This window comes from Fontisubflavum oceani, assembly GCF_030407165.1.
Classification (GTDB): domain Bacteria; phylum Pseudomonadota; class Alphaproteobacteria; order Rhodobacterales; family Rhodobacteraceae; genus Rhodophyticola; species Rhodophyticola oceani.
On record NZ_CP129111.1, the window covers coordinates 1,525,210 to 1,543,511 of the forward strand.

Genomic DNA, 18,302 nt, shown 5'->3' on the forward strand with positions numbered 1-18,302 from the left:
TTGAGCCGGCATACGGCTGCATGCAAGCCTCTTGCCGGAATCAAAAATCTGGGTATTTTGGGCGCAGTTCAGGCAGGGAGAAGCTGGCGCATGCGCCGGTGCCGAAGGAGCAACCGCCCCGGTAAACTCTCAGGCAACAGGGACCTGTTTGAGCAATAGAACTCTGGAGAGAGGCGCGGGGACCGCGTCCGCCGAAGGGATAACGATCTCAGGCGAAAGGACAGAGGGGGCATCGAGACGCGCGCATGAGGCGCGGGTGATACGATGCCGGGCCGCGCCCCGGTGACCGGGGGGAACATGGCCGAGTTGAAGCGCCTGACATTACATGATCTGCACGCCGAATTGGGCGGCAAATTCGTGCCGTTTGCGGGCTATGATATGCCCGTGCAATACGCCGCCGGTGTGATGGCCGAGCATTTATGGTGCCGGGAGAAGGCGGGGCTCTTCGATGTCAGCCATATGGGGCAGGTGCTCTTACCGCTGGATCAGGACGCGGCGCTTGAAGCTTTGGTGCCGGTCGATGTGATCGACTTGGCGCCCGGACGTCAGCGGTACGGGCTGTTCACCAATGACGCAGGTGGGGTGCTTGACGATCTGATGATCGCCCGCCGTGCGGAGGACCTGTTTCTGGTGGTGAATGCCGCGTGTAAGGATGCCGATATCGAGCATCTTGCGGCGCATCTTTCGGGTGTGCAGCCGGTGGAGGGCCGAGCGCTTTTGGCGTTGCAAGGCCCTATGACCGAAGCCGCCTTGTCGCGGGTGTTGCCAGAGGCGGCCGAGATGCGGTTCATGGATGTGGCGCAGATGGATTGGCAAGGTGCGGAGCTTTGGCTGTCACGGTCCGGCTATACGGGCGAGGACGGGTTTGAAATCTCGGTGCCGGAGGCCAAGCTGACGCTTTCGCCCGGGCGCTGCTGGAGATGGATGAGGTTGCGCCGATTGGTCTCGGCGCACGCGATAGCTTGCGATTGGAAGCCGGGCTGCCGCTTTATGGCCAAGACCTAAGCGCGGAGATCACGCCGATCGAAGCGCGGCTTGGCTGGGCGATCTCGAAAGTGCGCCGGGCGGATGGCGCGCGCGCAGGCGGGTTCCCCGGCGCGGACCGGATTTTGACGGAGATGGCCGATGGCGCGCCGCGCAAGCGCGTCGGGCTGCGCCCAGAAGGTCGCGCGCCGATGCGGGCTGGCGTGCCGCTATTTGACAGCGCGGAAGGTGGCACAGAGATCGGCGTCATCACATCGGGCGGCTTTGGCCCGTCGGTGGGTGGCCCGATCGCAATGGGCTTGATCGACAGCGCCACCTCATCCGATGCTGTGATCTATGGCGAAGTGCGCGGCAAGCGCTTGCCCGCCATCCAAACCGCCACACCATTTTATAAGCAAAGCTACAAACGTTGAGCGAGGGAGACGACAGATGAAATACACAGAAGAGCATGAATGGCTGCGCGTCGACGGCGATGTCGTGGTTGTGGGCATCACGGAACATGCCGCGACGCAATTGGGCGATGTGGTGTTCGTGGAACTGCCCGAAGAGGGTACTGAGGTGGCCAAAGATGACGAGGTTGTCGTGATCGAGAGCGTGAAGGCCGCGTCCGACATCCTGGCCCCGCTCGACGGCGAGATCGTTGAGGTTAATGGTCCGCTCGCGGACAATCCGGGCATGGTCAATGAAGACCCGACCGGCGATGCCTGGTTCTTCAAAATGAAGATCGCCGATATGAGCGCCATGGACGAGATGATGGATGAAGCCGCCTATAAGGACTTCATCGGAGACTGACGGATTTGTGCATCGCCAAGCCTTCGTGAGGGCTCGGCGATCCTTGTGACCGTTCCGAACACTGGCCTTGCGCCGCAGACCTGGAGAGCCCGGATATGACCTGGACGCCCACCGATTACGACCCGACCGATTTCGGAAACCGCCGCCATATCGGCCCGTCGCCGACCGAGATGGTCGAGATGTTGCAAGCGGTGGGCGCGGGCAGCTTGGATGAGTTGATTGATCAAACCGTTCCAGCGGCGATCCGACAGGCCGATGCGCTGGATTGGCCCGCGCTGTCAGAAGCCGAGTTGATCGGCCATATGCGGGCGATTGCGGGTCAGAACAAGGTCATGACCAGCATGATCGGGCAGGGCTATTACAACACCCATACTCCGCCAGCGATCCAACGGAATGTGTTGGAAAACCCGGCCTGGTACACGGCCTATACGCCGTATCAGCCCGAGATCGCGCAAGGACGGCTTGAGGCGCTGTTGAACTTCCAGACAATGGTCGCCGATCTGACCGGGTTGGAGGTGGCCAACGCGTCTTTGCTTGATGAATCCACGGCCTGCGCCGAGGCGATGGTGATGGCGCAGCGGGTGGCGAAGTCGAAGGCCACGGCTTTCTTCGTGGACGAGAATTGCCATCCGCAGAATATCGCGGTGATCCAGACCCGGGCCGAGCCTCTGGGTATTGATGTGATTGTCGATGATCCGGCCAATCTGGATGCCACGGCCGTTTTCGGTGCCGTGTTCCAATATCCCGGCACCTATGGCGGGCTTTCGGACCCCTCGGCGCAGATCGCCGCGCTGCATGAGGCGAAGGCGATTGGCATTGTTTGCACTGATCTCTTGGCGCTCACTCTTATAAAAGAACCTGGCGCGATGGGCGCGGATATCGCCGTCGGGTCAGCGCAGCGTTTTGGCGTGCCGCTTGGCTATGGCGGGCCGCATGCGGCGTTTCTCGCCTGCCGCGAAGCCTATAAACGCGCGATCCCGGGACGTTTGGTCGGTGTCTCCATCGATGCGCGCGGCGGCAAGGCTTACCGGCTGGCCCTGCAAACGCGGGAGCAGCATATCCGCCGCGAAAAGGCGACCTCGAATGTCTGCACGGCGCAAGCATTGCTGGCCGTGATGGCGTCCTTCTATGCGGTGTTCCATGGGCCGCAGGGTCTGAAAGCGATTGCGCAGCGGGTGCATCTGAACACCGTGCGTTTGGCGGCAAGTTTGCAGGCGGGCGGGTTTGCGCCCGAAGAAGAGGCGTTTTTTGATACCTTTACGGTGCCCGTTGGTAAAAAGCAGAGCCGGATCATGGCCGCGGCTGTGGCGCGGGGATCAACCTGCGCGATGTGGGCAATGACAAGATTGGCATTTCGGTTGATGAAACGACGACCGAAGAGCACCTGGCCGCCGTTTGCCGGGCCTTTGGTGTGCTTTTGGCGGGGCCGCAGACACTGCCGGCGATCCCTGATGACCTGCTGCGCGGGTCGGATTATCTGACCCACCCGATCTTCCATATGAACCGGGCGGAATCCGAGATGATGCGTTACATGCGCCGCCTCTCGGACCGGGATTTGGCGCTTGACCGCGCGATGATCCCGCTCGGCTCCTGCACGATGAAGCTGAACGCAGCAGTCGAGATGATGCCGATCACCTGGCCGGAGTTTGGCGCGATACACCCGTTTGCGCCTGCCGACCAGGCCGAAGGATACGCAGAGATGCTAGAGGACCTGTCGGCCAAGCTCTGCGACATCACCGGCTATGACGCGATGTCGATGCAGCCCAATTCCGGCGCGCAGGGCGAATATGCCGGGCTTTTGACCATTGCCGCCTATCACCGGGCCAATGGCGATGAGGATCGCGATATCTGCCTGATCCCGGTTTCGGCGCATGGCACCAACCCGGCCTCGGCGCAGATGGCGGGGATGAAGGTGGTCGTCGTGGCAGCCGCCGAGAATGGCGATATCGATCTGGATGATTTCCGCGCCAAGGCGGCGGCGGCGGGCGACAAGCTCGCGGCTTGCATGATCACCTACCCGTCGACCCATGGCGTGTTTGAAGAGACCGTGCGGGAGGTCTGTAACATCACCCATGACTTTGGCGGGCAGGTCTATATGGACGGGGCCAATCTCAACGCCATGGTGGGGCTCTCGAAACCGGGCGATATCGGGTCCGATGTGAGCCATTTGAACCTGCACAAGACCTTTTGCATCCCCCATGGTGGCGGCGGGCCCGGCATGGGGCCGATTGGGGTCAAAGCGCATCTGGCACCGCATCTGCCGGGGCATCCCGAAACCGGCGGGCTGGAAGGGCCGGTTAGCGCTGCGCCTTATGGCTCGGCCTCGATCCTGCCGATCTCCTATGCCTATTGCCTGTTGATGGGCGGCGAGGGGCTGACCCAAGCGACCAAGGTCGCAATCCTGAACGCGAACTATATCGCGGCGCGGTTGAAAGAGGGCTTTCCGGTGCTCTTCACCGGCAGCCAAGGGCGCGTGGCCCATGAGTGTATCCTCGACACACGACCCTTTGCGGAGGCGGGCGTGACTGTCGATGATATCGCCAAGCGCTTGATCGATAATGGTTTTCATGCGCCAACGATGAGCTGGCCCGTGGCGGGCACGTTGATGGTCGAGCCGACCGAAAGCGAAACCAAAGCCGAGATCGACCGGTTCTGCGATGCGATGATGTCCATTCGGGCAGAGATTGCCGATGTCGAGGCGGGCACAATTGCGGCCGAGGACAGCCCGCTGCATCACGCCCCGCACACGGTGGAGGATTTGGTGGGCGAGTGGAACCGGGCCTATAGCCGCGAGCAGGGCTGCTTCCCGGCGGGGGCTTTCCGGGTCGACAAGTATTGGCCACCGGTCAATCGGGTCGACAATGTGCATGGCGACCGGCATCTTATCTGCACCTGCCCGCCGCTGGAGGAGTATCTCGACGCGGCCGAGTAGGATGCGGTCCGTTTGAGTTCGTCGAGGCACAGGTAGGGCGTTCGGTTGGCGCCTGTTTTGAGGCTAAACGGTCTCTCGTCGGAAAAAGGGGCGGGAGATTGATTAAGGCGGATTTGCCAAGTGAAAACCTGTAGACGCCTGCACATGGGGCCAGCCTAAACGCCGCAACACTGTTTGGGTGCCGCACCGACCAGCAGCACCGCGGATGATCTGGACGGTCTCGATTCCGTCTTAGGCGTCGTTTGAGCTCACTGCGACATCGGTTGTTTGCATTATGGCGGCCCAATGATTGCGCAACGGTAGGGACACCGCAAGATAACCGCTATTCGGCCAACGGTCGTTCAGGTGAAATACTCTGGCCCGAAATTCCGCAGGTACATACTCTCTCGCAGGCGCTCGAAACCGCGCTCGCGGAGCTGTCGAATCCGTTCCCTCGAGACGCCGTATTGCGCACCGAGACATTCAAGCGTCGCGGGTGGGTCATGGAGTTGGGTCGCGACGACGATATCGCGTTCCCGGTCAGGCAAGCCGGATAAGGCATCGACAAGCGCCCGGCGCAGTGCTGTCGCTTCGAGCTTTCGCAGGGGCGCGGGATCCTCGAGACTGTCCGGATCAACCAGGAGCGCGATACGATCTTCCCCATCATCGCCAAGGGCGGGTGCGTTCAGGGAATGATCGCGACCGCTGATTTGCGCACGCAACTCAGCAACCCGTTCGATATCTATGCCGAGCGCCTCGGCGAGCCGTTTGTCGGCCTCCGCACGGCTAATCCGCAGCCCGGTCGCCATCTCAGCCTCAAGAGCCGCGATTTGCGCCGCTGCCTTGCGGGTTTGCGCGGAGTTGGGCCGCTTGACGATCGACTTATTGGCGCGTGCATAATCCTGAATCTCGGCGCGTATCCACCAGATTGCATAGCTGGCAAAGCGATTTTCGCGATCGACATCGAACCGGTCGGCGGCCTTCATCAGCCCGATATTCGCTTGCTGGATCAAATCCGGGTCAGCCTGTCCAGACCCTCGCATGAAGCGTTTCGCAATCGACGCGGCCAAGGGGGCAAAGGCATGGATCAGCTTGTCGCGGGCGCGCCGGTCGCCGCGGTCCTGCCAGGCGCGAACCAGATGACGTTCCTCCTCCGCGGAGAGCATGTCGGCACTGCGCCTGCGGCGCGCGTGGCGGCCGAAATTGGGGACAGGTTTGTTCATAAGCTCGGACTCATTTAGTATCGAAGCGAAACTAATCAGATCGGCCCGGTGTTGTCAAAGTGATTTCGATTCGATACCAGTTGACTATGATCAATGAACACCAGACGCCGGATCGAATCGCTGAATTGCTGGTCCATGTGGGCCGCGCTGCGCGCAGTGAGGACGGACGCTCGGAGTTGACGGCGGCGCAGTGGACCTGCTTGCGGTTCTTTGCGCGGGCCAACAGCAACACGCGGACGCCATCAAACTTCGCCAGTTTCCAGGCGACGACGCGGGGGACGGCCTCGCAGATCATCAAATCGCTGGAAAGCCGGGGCCTGATTGCCCGGCGGCGCTCAGACCGAGATGGGCGGAGCGTGTGCTTCGACCTGACAGAGGTCGGGCAGGGGATGCTGATGCAAGATCCGCTGCGCGATCTGATGGGTGTGATTGATGAGCTCGGCGCCAAAGAGCGCGACCGTTTCTTGGAAACATTGTCGCGACTGGCGACGACGCTTGCCAGCCTGAGGGAGGTTCCGTCTTTCGGCACCTGCGACGATTGCAGCCATTTCTCATCGGACGGGGGCACGGCTTATTGCGCCTGCATTTCGGCGGAGCTTGCCACCGAGGAAATCGACAAGCTGTGCGCGAGTTATCGCGGACCAAGCCAGACATTGAAGACGGAAGGAGAACGGGATGACCGGGCCTGAGCAAACCGCGGGACCCCGCATGATCGCCATCAGCAGCGGCAAGGGCGGAGTCGGCAAATCGACGGTCACGGCCAATATCGCCGTCGCGATGGCCGAGGCAGGCCTGTCCGTTGGCGTGGTGGATGCCGATATCTATGGCCCGTCGATCCCAGGTATGCTGGGCATTCCGGGTACCAAGCCCGCCATGACGCCGCAGCAAATGGTGATCCCGGCCGAGGCGCATGGCGTGAAGGTCATCTCCATGGGGATGCTGACCGATGATGACAAGCCCGCGATCCTGCGCGGCCCGATGGTCACCAAATATCTGCAGATGTTCGTCAAGCAGGTCGATTGGGGACAGCTTGATGTGCTCCTTTTGGACCTTCCGCCAGGCACCGGTGACATTCAACTGACGCTGGCGCAGGCGTTTCCGCTCGCCGGTGCAGTCGTGGTCAGCACGCCGCAAGATGTGAGCCTCAAAATCGCCCGGCGCGGGTTGCGGATGATGGAACAGGTGAATGTGCCGATCCTGGGCGTGATCGAGAATATGAGCGGGTTTACCTGCCCGTCCTGCGGAACGGTGACGCATATCTTCCACCAAGGTGGCGGAGAAGCCATCGCGCAGGAGTTGGGTGTGGCGTTTCTGGGCAAGGTTCCGCTTGATCCCAATGTCGTGGATTGCGGCGACGATGGCACCCCTCTGGTCAAGGCGGCTCCAGGCAGCCCGGCGGCCACGGCTTATTGCCAAGTCGCGGCGGCATTGGCACAAACCGGTGATAGCACAGGGGGCATTGCGACGCCCTTTGCGTGGTCCATCGCCGATGGCGCTGGCAAGCCGATGCCAGCGGTGCCCGTCACAGGGGGTGCGCCGGACAAGCTGGCGGCATTGGACCATGACGATGGCGGCCTGACGCTGCGTTGGGCCGATGGATTTGAACAGCGCCTCGCCCAACGCGATCTACGCCTGGCCTGTACCTGCGCCCAATGTCGCGACGAGATGACGAGTGCGCGTCTGCTTGACCCCGATACGGTGCCGCTCGACACGCGGATCACGCGGATTTGGAGCATCGGGAATTATGCGCTGGGCCTGTCTTTCACCGACGGGCACGACACTGGCATCTACACATTCAAGGCACTCCGCGCGATGCATGGGACGGAGCTTGAAGATGTCTGACCCGACAACGCGGCGGCGCATCCGGGCCCAAAGCTCGGCAAGCGATGAAAACGCCATGGGCTTTGTTCTGGATGCGCCTCTGCAATCCGGCAGCCCGCTCCGTTTTGATGCGCCGGACGGCCCGCTGCTGGCGCGGGCACTTTTCGCGATCCCTGGCGTGCGGCGGATCGAAGTGACAGGGGCAACGATCTGGGCAAAGAAGACCGAAGCCGCCGATTGGGACAAGCTGAAGCCTGCCATCGCCGCCGTCATCCGCCATGTGCTTGACGAGACTGAGGCCCCGCTCCTCTGGGAAGACGCCCCGGACGACGCTGACCCAGATGCGGTGCTGTTCCGAGAGGTTGAGGATTTGCTCGACCGCCAGGTCAATCCCGCCGTCGCCGCCCATGGCGGGCAAATCTCGGCGGATCGTGTTGAAAGCGGCGCGGTTTATCTGCGCATGTCCGGCGGTTGCCAGGGGTGTGCAGCCTCGTCCGCCACGCTGCGCGAAGGCGTCGAACGGATGCTGCGCGCCGCCCTGCCGCAGATCCGCGAGATCGTGGATGTGACGGATCATGCCGCGGGCAGCAATCCGTTCTATGCGCGCGACGATGGGCCGTCGCCGGTGCTGAACCGGCCCGTTCCGGAGGGTGTGATCGATTGGGACGATGGGCATATCATCGTTGACCCGGCGTATCTTGCACCGAAGCTTGGCCTGACAGAAGATGCATTGCGCCTGGGTCTGCAGCTTGGCGATGTTACTGGTGTGACCGAACGCGGCGAAGGCGCGGATGCGGGTAAGACGCGAGTCATTATGCGCACGACCACCCGTGCTTGGGCGGCGGAGGTCTTAAGCGATGGAACGGCGCGAGAAATCCCGCCGCCGCGCGAAGCCGGGGCCGCCGTGAACCGGGAGCGTGAGCTTGCCGACCGGGTGCGGGCCTATCTTGTGGCGCGCGCTCCGAACCAGGCACCGGTCACTTACGGGGCGCTGGCGCGCGCGCTTGGGCTTTGGGCACCGGGCTCCGTCCGCAAGATCACGCGCGCGCTTGAGACCACGATGCGGGAGGACGCGGCGGCAGATCGGCCTTTCATCGCTGCGCGCGCCGTCAGCCGCGGACAAGGCAGCTTGCCCGGCAAAGGCTTCTTTGAGCTGGCCCGCAGCCTGTCGCGAGGACCGCACAACGGCGAAAGCGATCAGGACTTCTATGACAGCGAATGCGCCCGCCTCAATCAGGCGCTTGTCGATGCGGGTGACCAGATATCGAGCGCTGAGAGCCAAGTTCGGTAAAAGAGGTTTGGAACCTGGGTCGCATCTCCGCGAAAGACCGACGTCCGCCCATTCCGACAAGCGGTCACCCGCCCGTTTGCCTGTTGCAAAACAAGCCCCTGTGCGCCGGACGACAGAGGCGGTCATTGCGCAACTCAGGTCAGACGGTAGAAAGCTGCGCGAGATCAGCCGAATATCTTCAGTCAGCTCTCCACCGAGGTGTCGCAGGGTGTTTTGGAGGTATCACCGTTGACCAAAGCGCGCGCGGAGGCTTTCAAGGGTATAGCTCTTGGCCACCGGCCCATGCTCTTCGGGGAAGAAATTCGGGTCTGATGGCAGGCAATCCCGGCCACAGACTTGATGCATACTGCCGGTCTGACCATTCACAAACCAGAGCCGCCCGCCCGGGGTTGAGACCCAACCATTGACGCCTTGGCGCATATCCCCCTCAACATCGACTGTGGAGGGGACCTCCCCATCATACCCCTCGCCCCAGGCCGCATGTGTGTGCCAGGAGGAGATCACCTCGACGCCCGGTGGGACCGGCAAGGAGGCGCAAGAGGCATTGGTGCCCCAGCTGACCTTGGTGCTGTCGAGTTCCCCGGATGGGCGGCGCACCACATAGCCGCAGACCTCGCGATTAAACTCGATCGAGAGGGGGTTCATATTCATATAGAGCGCGGTGATAAATTCCGTCTCTTCGGCGCTTTGGGCCTGGGCAAAGGGGGCGGTCATCAATGTGACAACGCAAGCCAGGATCAATCGCATCGGGGAATCTCCAGTAGATAAGACAATGCTTAAACGATAGCGGCTATGTCTGATTTTGCCAGTCATTTGCCCAGCCAGAGCTGCAACGGGCAAAGAAAAACGGGCGCAGCCATATGGCGCGCCCGTTCGAAACTCTCAACTTGCCAGAAACGGCAAAAACCTGTCGCTTATGCCAGGGCCAGGTTGGTCGCGCTTTCGCGGCCATCACGGCCAGCTTCGACGTCGAAGGTCACTTTCTGACCATCGTTCAGACCGGTCAGACCGGCGCGCTCAACGGCCGAGATGTGCACGAACACGTCGCGCGAACCACCTTCGGGCTCGATGAAGCCGAAGCCTTTAGTTGCGTTAAACCATTTTACGGTGCCATTGGCCATCCGCTTTTCTCCTTTAAAATCAACTGCCCGCGTGGTGCGGCAGCGACGGCGTCAGTCAGTAGCAGGTCGAGTCGTGCGCCTATGGTGGGGAAACAGCGGGTCGAATTGCGGTAACGGTCGCAGGGCGCATATGGGGCGCATTTGGTCACAAAGCAAGAAAATTCGCCCCGGCTTGGCGATCTCTTGCTGACCAAAACTCACCGCCGGATGATGGTCATGGCTGATAAAGCCAAGAGCGCGACCGCGCATGTGGCCACCGCGATCCAACCGAAATACCAGAGCCGCCCGGCGACCTCATCACTGGCAAAGGAGGCCGCGAACCGGGCTTGTCCAGTCATCGCCAGCCAAAGCGCCAGCCCGGTGGCCAACGCCAACCCAGGGATGGCGAAACGCGCCGGAAGTCGGCTCGCGAGCACCGAAAGAAGCAAGCCCAAGGCCAACCCGATCCAGGCGATCTGCGTGTCCCACCAAGGGTGCGCGCCCATGGCTCGGGTCAAGCCCAGATGCGCGGCAAGCGGCACCGACAGACCAGCGATGAGTGCGGCGATGGCGGACCGGAGAAACGGGTGGGTCATAGGGCCGATCATATAGCCGCCCAATCGGTGAAGCGGAAGGGCGTGGGCGCCGGTCGCGGCGCAGTGGGCTGGCTTGGTGGCATCGGTTTGCGGCGGGTCATTGGATGGCTCCTTTCATGGATCAGACATGGGGCGGAACCGGCGCCAGGGCAGGTATGTTACGCCAATCTGGCGTCGATGTGAGCAATCGTGCCCGTCTGTGCACGACCGCAGGTCTGGCCTGCAGTTGGTTGCGCGTGCTGGGCCAGGTATGACCCGAAGCCGTGCCATAGGGTGGTTGCCCGAGATCGCTGCCGACCATCGGGCTCTCGAATATCGAGGGGTGCGGAGAAGTAAGTCGCTCCCCTGCGCCCGAGCTGACCAATGCCTACGCGTTGAGGTGCACCAAGTGTAATCACCTAAAAATGCAGTCGCGCAAGGTTGCCTGCAAAGAACGGTCGAGTTAGGAGGCCATATCTAGCCTCTGGACGAATGGACCAGATAGACGGAAAGATCTACCTTCCAGTCGACCTCTTACCGCGCAAATTTCTTATACTTCACCCGTTTCGGTTCTAGCGCATCCGGTCCGAGGCGACGTTTCTTATCTTCTTCATAGGCGGAAAAATCGCCCTCGAACCATTCCACATGGGCCTCGCCTTCGAAAGCCAGGATATGGGTGCAAATCCGGTCAAGGAAGAAGCGGTCGTGGGAGATGACCACGGCGCAACCGGCGAAATCGACCAAGGCGTCTTCTAGCGCGCGGAGGGTTTCGACATCGAGGTCGTTGGTCGGCTCGTCGAGGAGGAGCACATTGCCACCCGAGCGCAGGAGCTTCGCCATATGCACACGGTTGCGTTCGCCGCCCGAGAGCATCCCGACTTTCTTCTGCTGATCCCCGCCCTTGAAGTTGAAAGCCGAGCAATAGGCTCGGGAGTTCATCTGTGCGTCGCCCAATTCGATGATCTCGGCCCCGCCGGAGATTTCTTCCCAGACGGTTGCGTCACCGGACAGCGCATCGCGGGACTGATCGACATAAGCGAGATCCACCGTGTCGCCGTATTCGAGCGTGCCCGCGTCAGGAGCTTCCTGCCCCGTCAGCATGCGGAAGAGCGTGGATTTACCGGCACCGTTCGGCCCGATGACGCCGACGATCCCGCCGGGGGCAGTGCGAAGCTCAGGTCTTCGATCAGTTGTTTGTCACCGTAGTGCTTGGCCAGCCCATCAACCTCAATGACTTTGCCGCCAAGACGTGGCCCATTCGGGATGATGATCTGCGCCCGGCTGAGTTTCTCGCGCTCGGATTGGCTGGCGAGGTCGTTATAGGCGTTGATCCTGGCCTTCTGTTTTGCCTGACGGGCCTTGGCACCCTGGCGGATCCATTCGAGTTCCCGCTCCAAGGTCTTCTGCCGCGATTTGTCTTCGCGGGCCTCTTGCGCCAGCCGTTTGGCCTTCTGCTCCAGCCAGGCGGAGTAATTGCCTTCGTAGGGAATGCCCCGCCCACGGTCGAGCTCCAGAATCCAACCGGTGATGTCATCGAGGAAATAGCGGTCATGGGTGACGATCAGGATCGTGCCTTTGTAATCGATCAGGTGCTGTTGCAGCCAAGCGATGGTCTCCGCGTCCAGATGGTTGGTTGGTTCGTCGAGGAGCAGCATATCGGGCGCTTCGAGGAGCAGCTTGCAGAGCGCCACGCGGCGGCGTTCTCCGCCCGAGAGGTGCTCCGGCATCGCCTCATCGGGCGGGCAGCGCAGCGCCTCCATCGCGACATCGATCTGGCTGTCGAGATCCCAGAGATTGTTGCTGTCGATCTCATCTTGCAGTTGCGCCATCTCGTCGGCGGTCTCGTCGGAATAGTTCATCGCGAGTTCGTTGAACCGGTCGAGCTTGGCCTTTTTCTCGGCAACGCCGAGCATCACATTGTCGCGGACCGAAAGGGTTTCGTCGAGTTGCGGTTCCTGTGGCAGGTACCCGACTTTCGCGCCCTCGGCGGCCCAGGCCTCGCCCGAGAAGTCTTTATCCAGGCCGGCCATGATCTTCATAAGCGTGGATTTACCCGCGCCATTGACCCCGACAACGCCGATTTTCACGCCGGGCAAAAAGCTCAACCGGATGTTTTCAAAGCATTTCTTGCCGCCTGGATAGGTCTTGGAGACGCCGTCCATGTGATAGACATATTGATAGCTGGCCATGCGGGGATGCTCCGTCGGAAATCTGGGTTTTCCGTTACTTAATGGGGGCGCGGGCGATGGGCAATCATCGGGTGCCGATTTTGCTCTGTGCGTTTGGGCAACGGTTTTCCGCCGATCTGAACCAGAGTCGAAGTTCGATGTTGCGACTCCGCAATTGGCTGGCTAGGACAACCTCACTTGAACCCCTCTGAGAGGAAATCCAATGAACTGCTCCATCGCACAGGTACGAGGCCTTCGCGGCCAGACCCCGTAGACGCGGCGCGACAGCAGTTCTGTTCGAAGGCCGCCCATGACGCGGCCTTTTTTCATGTCTTCCGTTCATGTGGCGGCTTTCCATCAATCAAATGGAGAGCACGAAATGACCCCTCAAATGATCAGATTCAGACGGCGGAGCTTTGGCAGTTTGCTGCGCGCTTTGGGGAGCCTGTTTGGCCGTTCCAAGACTGCCAAAACAGATGTGTCTCGATCTGCCGATGTCCCCGATTACTTGCGGGCCGATGTCGGGTTGTTGCCACAGACCCGGAGGACGCGAACCACGGATCCGCCGCAGATCAACCCATATAAGTTGTTCTAACTCTGAAACGATGAGCGATTGGGGCCGAGCCGAGAGGGTCGGCCCCATTTTTGCGAGTTAAGGCCCGCAGAAGGTATTGCGCGTTGTGGGACGGGGTTTTCGACCGGGCGCAGTCGTCGGCCACCTGCTGCGATGTTCTTGGTCGGCGGATGTGACTCCAAGGCTGGCAAAGAGACTGATTGGACGTCACGCGATCGCGGTTCAGGCAGCCAGCATTGGGTTTCATATCTGCGGTTTAGGCAGCGAATGGCCCGATCACCTCGACGCGACGATACGGCGGGTCGGTGCCATACGATTTGCTCAGATTCAGTTACGTCCCAGCACCAAACCAGGGAGGGGATGGATTGACAGCCCCCCACCGACAACCCATCAAAGCCGTCGTGTCCAAGGGGAACTCATGCGATATTCGTTGCCTCATGCTGTCGAAGGCCAGGCCATTGGCCTGTTCGGGGGTCCTTCGATCCGCCACATGCGGGCCATGTGCATGTGAGCCGCGAGGCGTTGAAACGGTTCGGTTTGGACCGCGTTTGGTGGCTGGTTTCCCCTGGAAATCCCCTCAAAGCCGAAGGGCCGGCGCGTCTGGAACGCCGAATGGCGGCCGCGCGGAAACTGGTGCAGCATCCGCGGGTTGAGGTGACCGACCTCGAGGCACAGCTTGGCACGCGGTACACTGCCGAGACGATGGAGCGGCTGTTTGCGGCGTATCCAGGCGTGCGGTTCGTCTGGCTGATGGGGGCCGATAACCTCGCCAGTTTCCATCATTGGCAGCGGTGGGAGTGGATTATGCACAATGTGCCTGTCGGTGTCATGGCGCGCCCCGGGCAGCGTATCTCGGCCCGCACGTCAAAGGCGGCCCAGGTGTTTCGCCGGTATAAACTGCCTGCCTCCGCCGCGCCCGGTCTGGCCTGGTCCGAACCGCCGGCCTGGTGTTTTCTCAACGTGCCGATGGTGGATCTGTCGTCGAGTGAGATCCGCGCGCGTGGTGATTGGGTGCGTTAACGCGATTTGCCAGCGGGCAGTGCCAAAGATGCCAGGCCGGAGATCAACAGCAGAGCCAGCCCAGTGAGGGCGAGCATGTCTGGGAAATCACTGAAGATGAGCCAACCGAGGAACGTCGCCGCCACGAGTTGGGTGTAGACAAAGGGCGCCATCGCGGAAGCCGGTGCCAACCGAAGTGCGATGACCAACAGCAGGTTTCCAAGCATGGAGCCAAGCGCCGAAACCGTTGTATAGGCCGCGACAGGCGCGCTGAACGCAGGTAGGGCCGTCAGGCCGAATGGGGCCAGAACCAGCGCGCCGATCATCAACTGAGAGAAAAGAAGCGCCCGGGGCCGCGCCGCTGTTGCCAGCCAGCGTGACGCAGTGAGGAAGGCCCCATAACAAAGCCCCGCCAAGACCGCGAAGCCAAGTCCCGGGGTCATGCCGAAGCCGGGTTTGACGACCAAAAGCACACCGATGAACCCCACCAAAAGCAAGGTGGTTCGACCGCGCGAGATCGGCTCGGCCAGAAGCCACGCGGACAGAAAATAGCTGATGATCGGACCGACGAAGAACGCGCCGAAGACATTGGCGATCGGTTCGGTCTTAAGCGCGGTCAGGATTGAGGTGATCCCGGCCACGACCAGCAAAGCACGCAGCCAAATCCGCCAATCCAGAAACAGGCGCGGCGGGGTGAGATGCAGAACGAAGGGCGCGAGGATGACCGCGCCGAGCGCAAACCGACTCCAGGCTACGAAGACCGGTTCGGCCCCGTAGGTCGTGGTTAGCAGTTTTCCGGCGCTGTCTCCCATCGGGATCAGGGCCATCGCGACCAACATCAGGGGAAGCGCGCGGAGCGTGTCGGATTTCATGATCCCCGCATATGGGGTTTTTGTGACCGCTGAAAGGGTTGAGCGGCGTCCCGGCCTGCGGTTTAGTTGCGACAGAGTTCCGAGGTTTTTGATCAGATGATTTCACGGCGCATATTTGTAGGCGGCGCTTTGGCCGGATTAGCCCAACCCGCATGGGCAATGCCACCCGACACATCGCTTAGGCCGATGGTTCGGCCCACCGGTTTGGCGCGGCGCGCGATCCCATCCGCAGCAGAGCTGATTGCCGAGGCACGGTTGGGTGGGCGCGTGGGCTTCGCCGTGGCTGATGCGCGGACCGGTGAGATGTTGGAGGTGGTCCATCCACTGTTTGGCATGCCCCCGGCCAGCGTCGCCAAGGCGATCACCTGTGCCTATGGGTTGGACCGGCTTGGGCCGGGATATCGGTTCCGCACGCGATTGGTCGCGGATGGGCCGGTGCAAAACGGCCGTCTTGATGGCGATCTATGGCTTGTCGGTGGCGGTGACCCGTTGCTTGGCACCGATCAGTTGAGTGCGATGGCGCGCTCCTTACGCGAAAGCGGGCTTCGTGAGGTGACCGGGCGGTTGATGCTCGCCTCCAATGCATTGCCGTATATCCGCGCGATTGATCCAGAGCAGCCCGCGCATGTGGGATATAATCCGGCGATCTCGGGTCTGAATCTCAATTTCAACCGGGTGCATTTTGAATGGGCGCGGGATGGTGGCGACTATAGTGTTCAGATGGATGCGCGCTCGGAGACGTTGCGCCCGCCAGTGGCGCGGATGCGGATGCGCGTCGCCGACCGCGATGTGCCTGTCTACACCTATGAGGAAACCGAGACCCGCGAGAATTGGACCGTTGCGCGGCGCGCGCTTGGCAATGGCGGCAGCCGCTGGTTGCCGGTTCGCCGCCCCCATCTTTACGCTGGCGAGGTGTTTCAGGTCTTGGCCCGATCAAACGGGATCGTGTTGGCCGGTCCTGGCGAAGGTGTTGCGCCACAAAACGGCTCAGTGCTTGCGGAACATGTGAGTGAACCCTTGGAGGATATCCTGCGTGGGATGATGCGCTGGTCCACCAATATCACCGCCGAGGCGGTGGGTTTGAGCGCGAGTATCGCCGGGGGTGCCGCGCCCGGCTCCCTCGACGGATCAGCGGCCGAGATGAACACCTGGATGGACCAGCGGCTTGGGTCGCGTCACACGGCCTTCGTTGACCATTCGGGTCTGGGCGACGCGAGCCGCGTCCGGCCGCAGGATATGACCCATGCCCTGGTGGAGGCGGGGGCCAATGGGATGGTCCGGCGGCTGATGAAAGACATCCCGATGCGCGACGCCGAGGGCAATTTGATCGCCGATCATCCAGTGGAGGTTGTGGCCAAGACTGGGACGCTGAATTTCGTCAGCTCGCTGGCAGGCTATGCCAGAGCGCCCGGCGGACGGGATCTGGCCTTCTCGATCTTTTGCGCCGACCTCGACCGGAGACAGGCGCTCAGCCCGGCGCAGATGGAGCGACCAGAGGGTGGCCGGAGCTATACCAGGCGGTCAAAGCGGCTTCAGCAGCGGCTGATTGAGAGATGGGCTGGAGTCTACGGGTAGAAAGAAGCTGGGCCTTCTGACGTGCCGCAACAGCGTCAGTAAGGTTTCTCAATCGATAGCGTTTTCTTGAGCTGAGCCCATGTTGCGGCCTCAAAACGTTCGGGCCAGTCGACCCCCCATTGTTTTGCAAGCACGCGTGCGCGGGGAAGATATGCCTTCGCATAGGCAAGATGACCCGCGATCATCTGATCTCGGGCCGGCACCGGCGGCGGCAGCGCGGTCAGAACGTCTTTTTGTTCGTCGGTGATCAACCGGTTCAAATGCAGAACACCGCCCCGATGGGGGACGCCGGTTTCTGCAATCAGAAGGTCGACCAACTTATTACGCAGGTGGAAAACCCCAAGTACGCCGTTGATGTATTCTTCGCGCCCGACAGCGAGATGGAGGAGACCCAGGATCCGAATAAACTCTTCAAACTGGTACCTGAGATATGCTGGGTTGGGTGCTGGCGCGGCCGTTTTCGCGGGCAAGGTGTCGTATATCTGGTCGTGATCAAAGAGGGGTTTCAGGGCGTCTTGCTTCTGTGCCCCCATCTGATCGGGTTTCAAGATCACGACATCGGTGCGGAGCCAATCCTCTGTGATTGCATTGATCAGAACCGGTCTGACATTTCGGTCCCACCACAAGACGATCTCGCCGGTCTTGCTGATGGCCTCTCGCCACAGGCTTGCGATCTCATCCGTGGCGCCCTCGGGTGTCACCAAGACAAAATCAATGTCGCTATACGCGTCATCGAACCCTGTGGCGTAACTGCCGCTGAGAAATAAAGCCCGAACACTCGGGTGGTTTCGCAGTGTCTCGGTTATCGTTGCGATGGCGTCGGCGTGGTTCATGGGGTGATCCTTCCCTCGCTGGCGTCACGCACCATATGTGGTTAGACGCAATTCAAAGCGTCATATGCCGCGCTCGGGCGCCGCGTTCGATGGCCGCGGCGTGCAATCGGTCGATATCGAGCTGATAGCGGATTTCCATCAAGAATTGCAGTTCGGTTTGGCGCAGTTTTCCATCCGCGGCGGCAACGTCACAGCCAAGCGCATAGGCCGTTTCGAACAGCTTCTCTGGCAGGGCATCTTTGATCAGACCGAAGAGCGCATCGAGACCGTCTTCCTCTTCGAACAGGTCGAACACGGTTTGCGAGACGCGCTTCATGCGGTCCGCGTCATAATCGGCGAAGACGGGCAAGTGATTGACGAGCTCTTCCATCGTCAGAAGCTCTGAGGTGCGGATATTCTCATCAGAGACCGAAACGGCCACCATCACGGCCACCAGCGCATCCTGTGCGGAAAGGGCGGTTTCTTCGGTCATCGGTGGTCTCCTGCTCGGGCACGTATCTTTAGTTGGAATTTATTGACCCTCGGGGCGCGGGGCAATAGGTGCAGGGCGCGCGCGGCAAGGTGGCGCGCCCCAATGAATGGAT

General features: G+C 61.3%; 13 protein-coding genes, 3 pseudogenes and 1 riboswitch. Of the genes and pseudogenes, 8 read left to right on the plus strand and 8 right to left on the minus strand.

Translation table 11 applies throughout. The annotated features are described in order from the left end of the window. Positions 1-64: 64 nt before the first annotated feature. Positions 65-156: riboswitch (glycine riboswitch) on the plus strand. A 141-nt stretch (positions 157-297) separates the two neighbouring features. The 3 genes and pseudogenes from gcvT (at position 298) to gcvP (ending at position 4,708) form a co-directional block, all read left to right on the plus strand. After that, positions 298-1,397, plus strand: a pseudogene (gene gcvT / locus QTA57_RS07880) (glycine cleavage system aminomethyltransferase GcvT). 16 nt (positions 1,398-1,413) lie between these two features. Continuing rightward, positions 1,414-1,776, plus strand: a complete 363-nt coding sequence (gene gcvH / locus QTA57_RS07885; RefSeq protein WP_171561363.1) for a glycine cleavage system protein GcvH — start codon at positions 1,414-1,416, stop codon at positions 1,774-1,776. A gap of 95 nt (positions 1,777-1,871) precedes the next feature. Next, positions 1,872-4,708, plus strand: a pseudogene (gcvP, locus tag QTA57_RS07890) (aminomethyl-transferring glycine dehydrogenase). A gap of 341 nt (positions 4,709-5,049) precedes the next feature. Here gcvP and QTA57_RS07895 read toward each other — a convergent pair. Next, positions 5,050-5,910: a sigma-70 family RNA polymerase sigma factor gene (locus QTA57_RS07895; protein ID WP_290154383.1), complete on the minus strand. Its 861-nt coding sequence runs from the start codon at positions 5,908-5,910 to the stop codon at positions 5,050-5,052. An 86-nt stretch (positions 5,911-5,996) separates the two neighbouring features. On the opposite strand from QTA57_RS07895, the gene QTA57_RS07900 reads away from it, so the two are divergent. Genes QTA57_RS07900 through QTA57_RS07910 form a run of 3 tightly spaced genes read left to right on the plus strand, consistent with a single transcriptional unit; the run spans position 5,997 to position 9,022 of the window. After that, on the plus strand, positions 5,997-6,599 hold the full coding sequence (locus QTA57_RS07900; RefSeq protein ID WP_171561346.1) for a MarR family winged helix-turn-helix transcriptional regulator: 603 nt from the start codon (positions 5,997-5,999) through the stop codon (positions 6,597-6,599). Further along, positions 6,586-7,752 (plus strand): P-loop NTPase, encoded by a 1,167-nt coding sequence (locus QTA57_RS07905; protein ID WP_290154384.1) that lies wholly within the window; start codon positions 6,586-6,588, stop codon positions 7,750-7,752. The genes QTA57_RS07900 and QTA57_RS07905 overlap by 14 nt, the downstream gene beginning before the upstream one ends. Further along, complete coding sequence (locus tag QTA57_RS07910) at positions 7,745-9,022, plus strand: DUF6522 family protein (protein ID WP_290154385.1); 1,278 nt, start codon at positions 7,745-7,747, stop codon at positions 9,020-9,022. Before QTA57_RS07905 ends, QTA57_RS07910 begins: the two co-directional genes overlap by 8 nt. Positions 9,023-9,244: 222 nt before the next feature. Here the strand turns inward: QTA57_RS07910 and QTA57_RS07915 are convergent, their stop codons facing one another. The 4 genes and pseudogenes from QTA57_RS07915 to ettA all read right to left on the minus strand — a co-directional run bounded on the left by QTA57_RS07915 (position 9,245) and on the right by ettA (position 12,886). Next, complete coding sequence (locus QTA57_RS07915; protein WP_290154386.1) at positions 9,245-9,769, minus strand: DUF4329 domain-containing protein; 525 nt, start codon at positions 9,767-9,769, stop codon at positions 9,245-9,247. 167 nt (positions 9,770-9,936) lie between these two features. Further along, entirely contained in the window at positions 9,937-10,143 is a 207-nt protein-coding gene (locus tag QTA57_RS07920) for a cold-shock protein (protein WP_121896372.1), read from the minus strand. A gap of 197 nt (positions 10,144-10,340) precedes the next feature. Beyond that, positions 10,341-10,718, minus strand: coding sequence for a hypothetical protein (locus QTA57_RS07925; RefSeq protein ID WP_290154387.1), 378 nt, complete (start codon positions 10,716-10,718; stop codon positions 10,341-10,343). Positions 10,719-11,231: 513 nt separating this feature from the next. Next, positions 11,232-12,886 (minus strand): annotated as a pseudogene (ettA, locus tag QTA57_RS07930) (energy-dependent translational throttle protein EttA). A 1,054-nt stretch (positions 12,887-13,940) separates the two neighbouring features. On the opposite strand from ettA, the gene QTA57_RS07935 reads away from it, so the two are divergent. Then, positions 13,941-14,459, plus strand: a complete 519-nt coding sequence (locus QTA57_RS07935) for a nicotinate-nucleotide adenylyltransferase (RefSeq protein WP_407933504.1) — start codon at positions 13,941-13,943, stop codon at positions 14,457-14,459. Here QTA57_RS07935 and QTA57_RS07940 read toward each other — a convergent pair. Next, positions 14,456-15,310 carry a DMT family transporter gene (locus QTA57_RS07940; protein WP_290154388.1) on the minus strand — a complete coding sequence of 285 codons (855 nt, stop codon included), beginning with the start codon at positions 15,308-15,310 and terminating at the stop codon, positions 14,456-14,458. The genes QTA57_RS07935 and QTA57_RS07940 overlap by 4 nt on opposite strands. Before the next feature lie 159 nt (positions 15,311-15,469). Here QTA57_RS07940 and dacB point away from each other — a divergent pair, with 159 nt between their 5' ends. Then, positions 15,470-16,885, plus strand: a complete 1,416-nt coding sequence (gene dacB / locus QTA57_RS07945) for a D-alanyl-D-alanine carboxypeptidase/D-alanyl-D-alanine endopeptidase (protein ID WP_290154389.1) — start codon at positions 15,470-15,472, stop codon at positions 16,883-16,885. 35 nt (positions 16,886-16,920) lie between these two features. Here the strand turns inward: dacB and QTA57_RS07950 are convergent, their stop codons facing one another. Further along, positions 16,921-17,718: a nucleotidyltransferase domain-containing protein gene (locus QTA57_RS07950; RefSeq protein ID WP_290154391.1), complete on the minus strand. Its 798-nt coding sequence runs from the start codon at positions 17,716-17,718 to the stop codon at positions 16,921-16,923. A 52-nt stretch (positions 17,719-17,770) separates the two neighbouring features. Further along, positions 17,771-18,190 (minus strand): tellurite resistance TerB family protein, encoded by a 420-nt coding sequence (locus tag QTA57_RS07955; protein ID WP_145215355.1) that lies wholly within the window; start codon positions 18,188-18,190, stop codon positions 17,771-17,773. Positions 18,191-18,302: the final 112 nt, after the last annotated feature.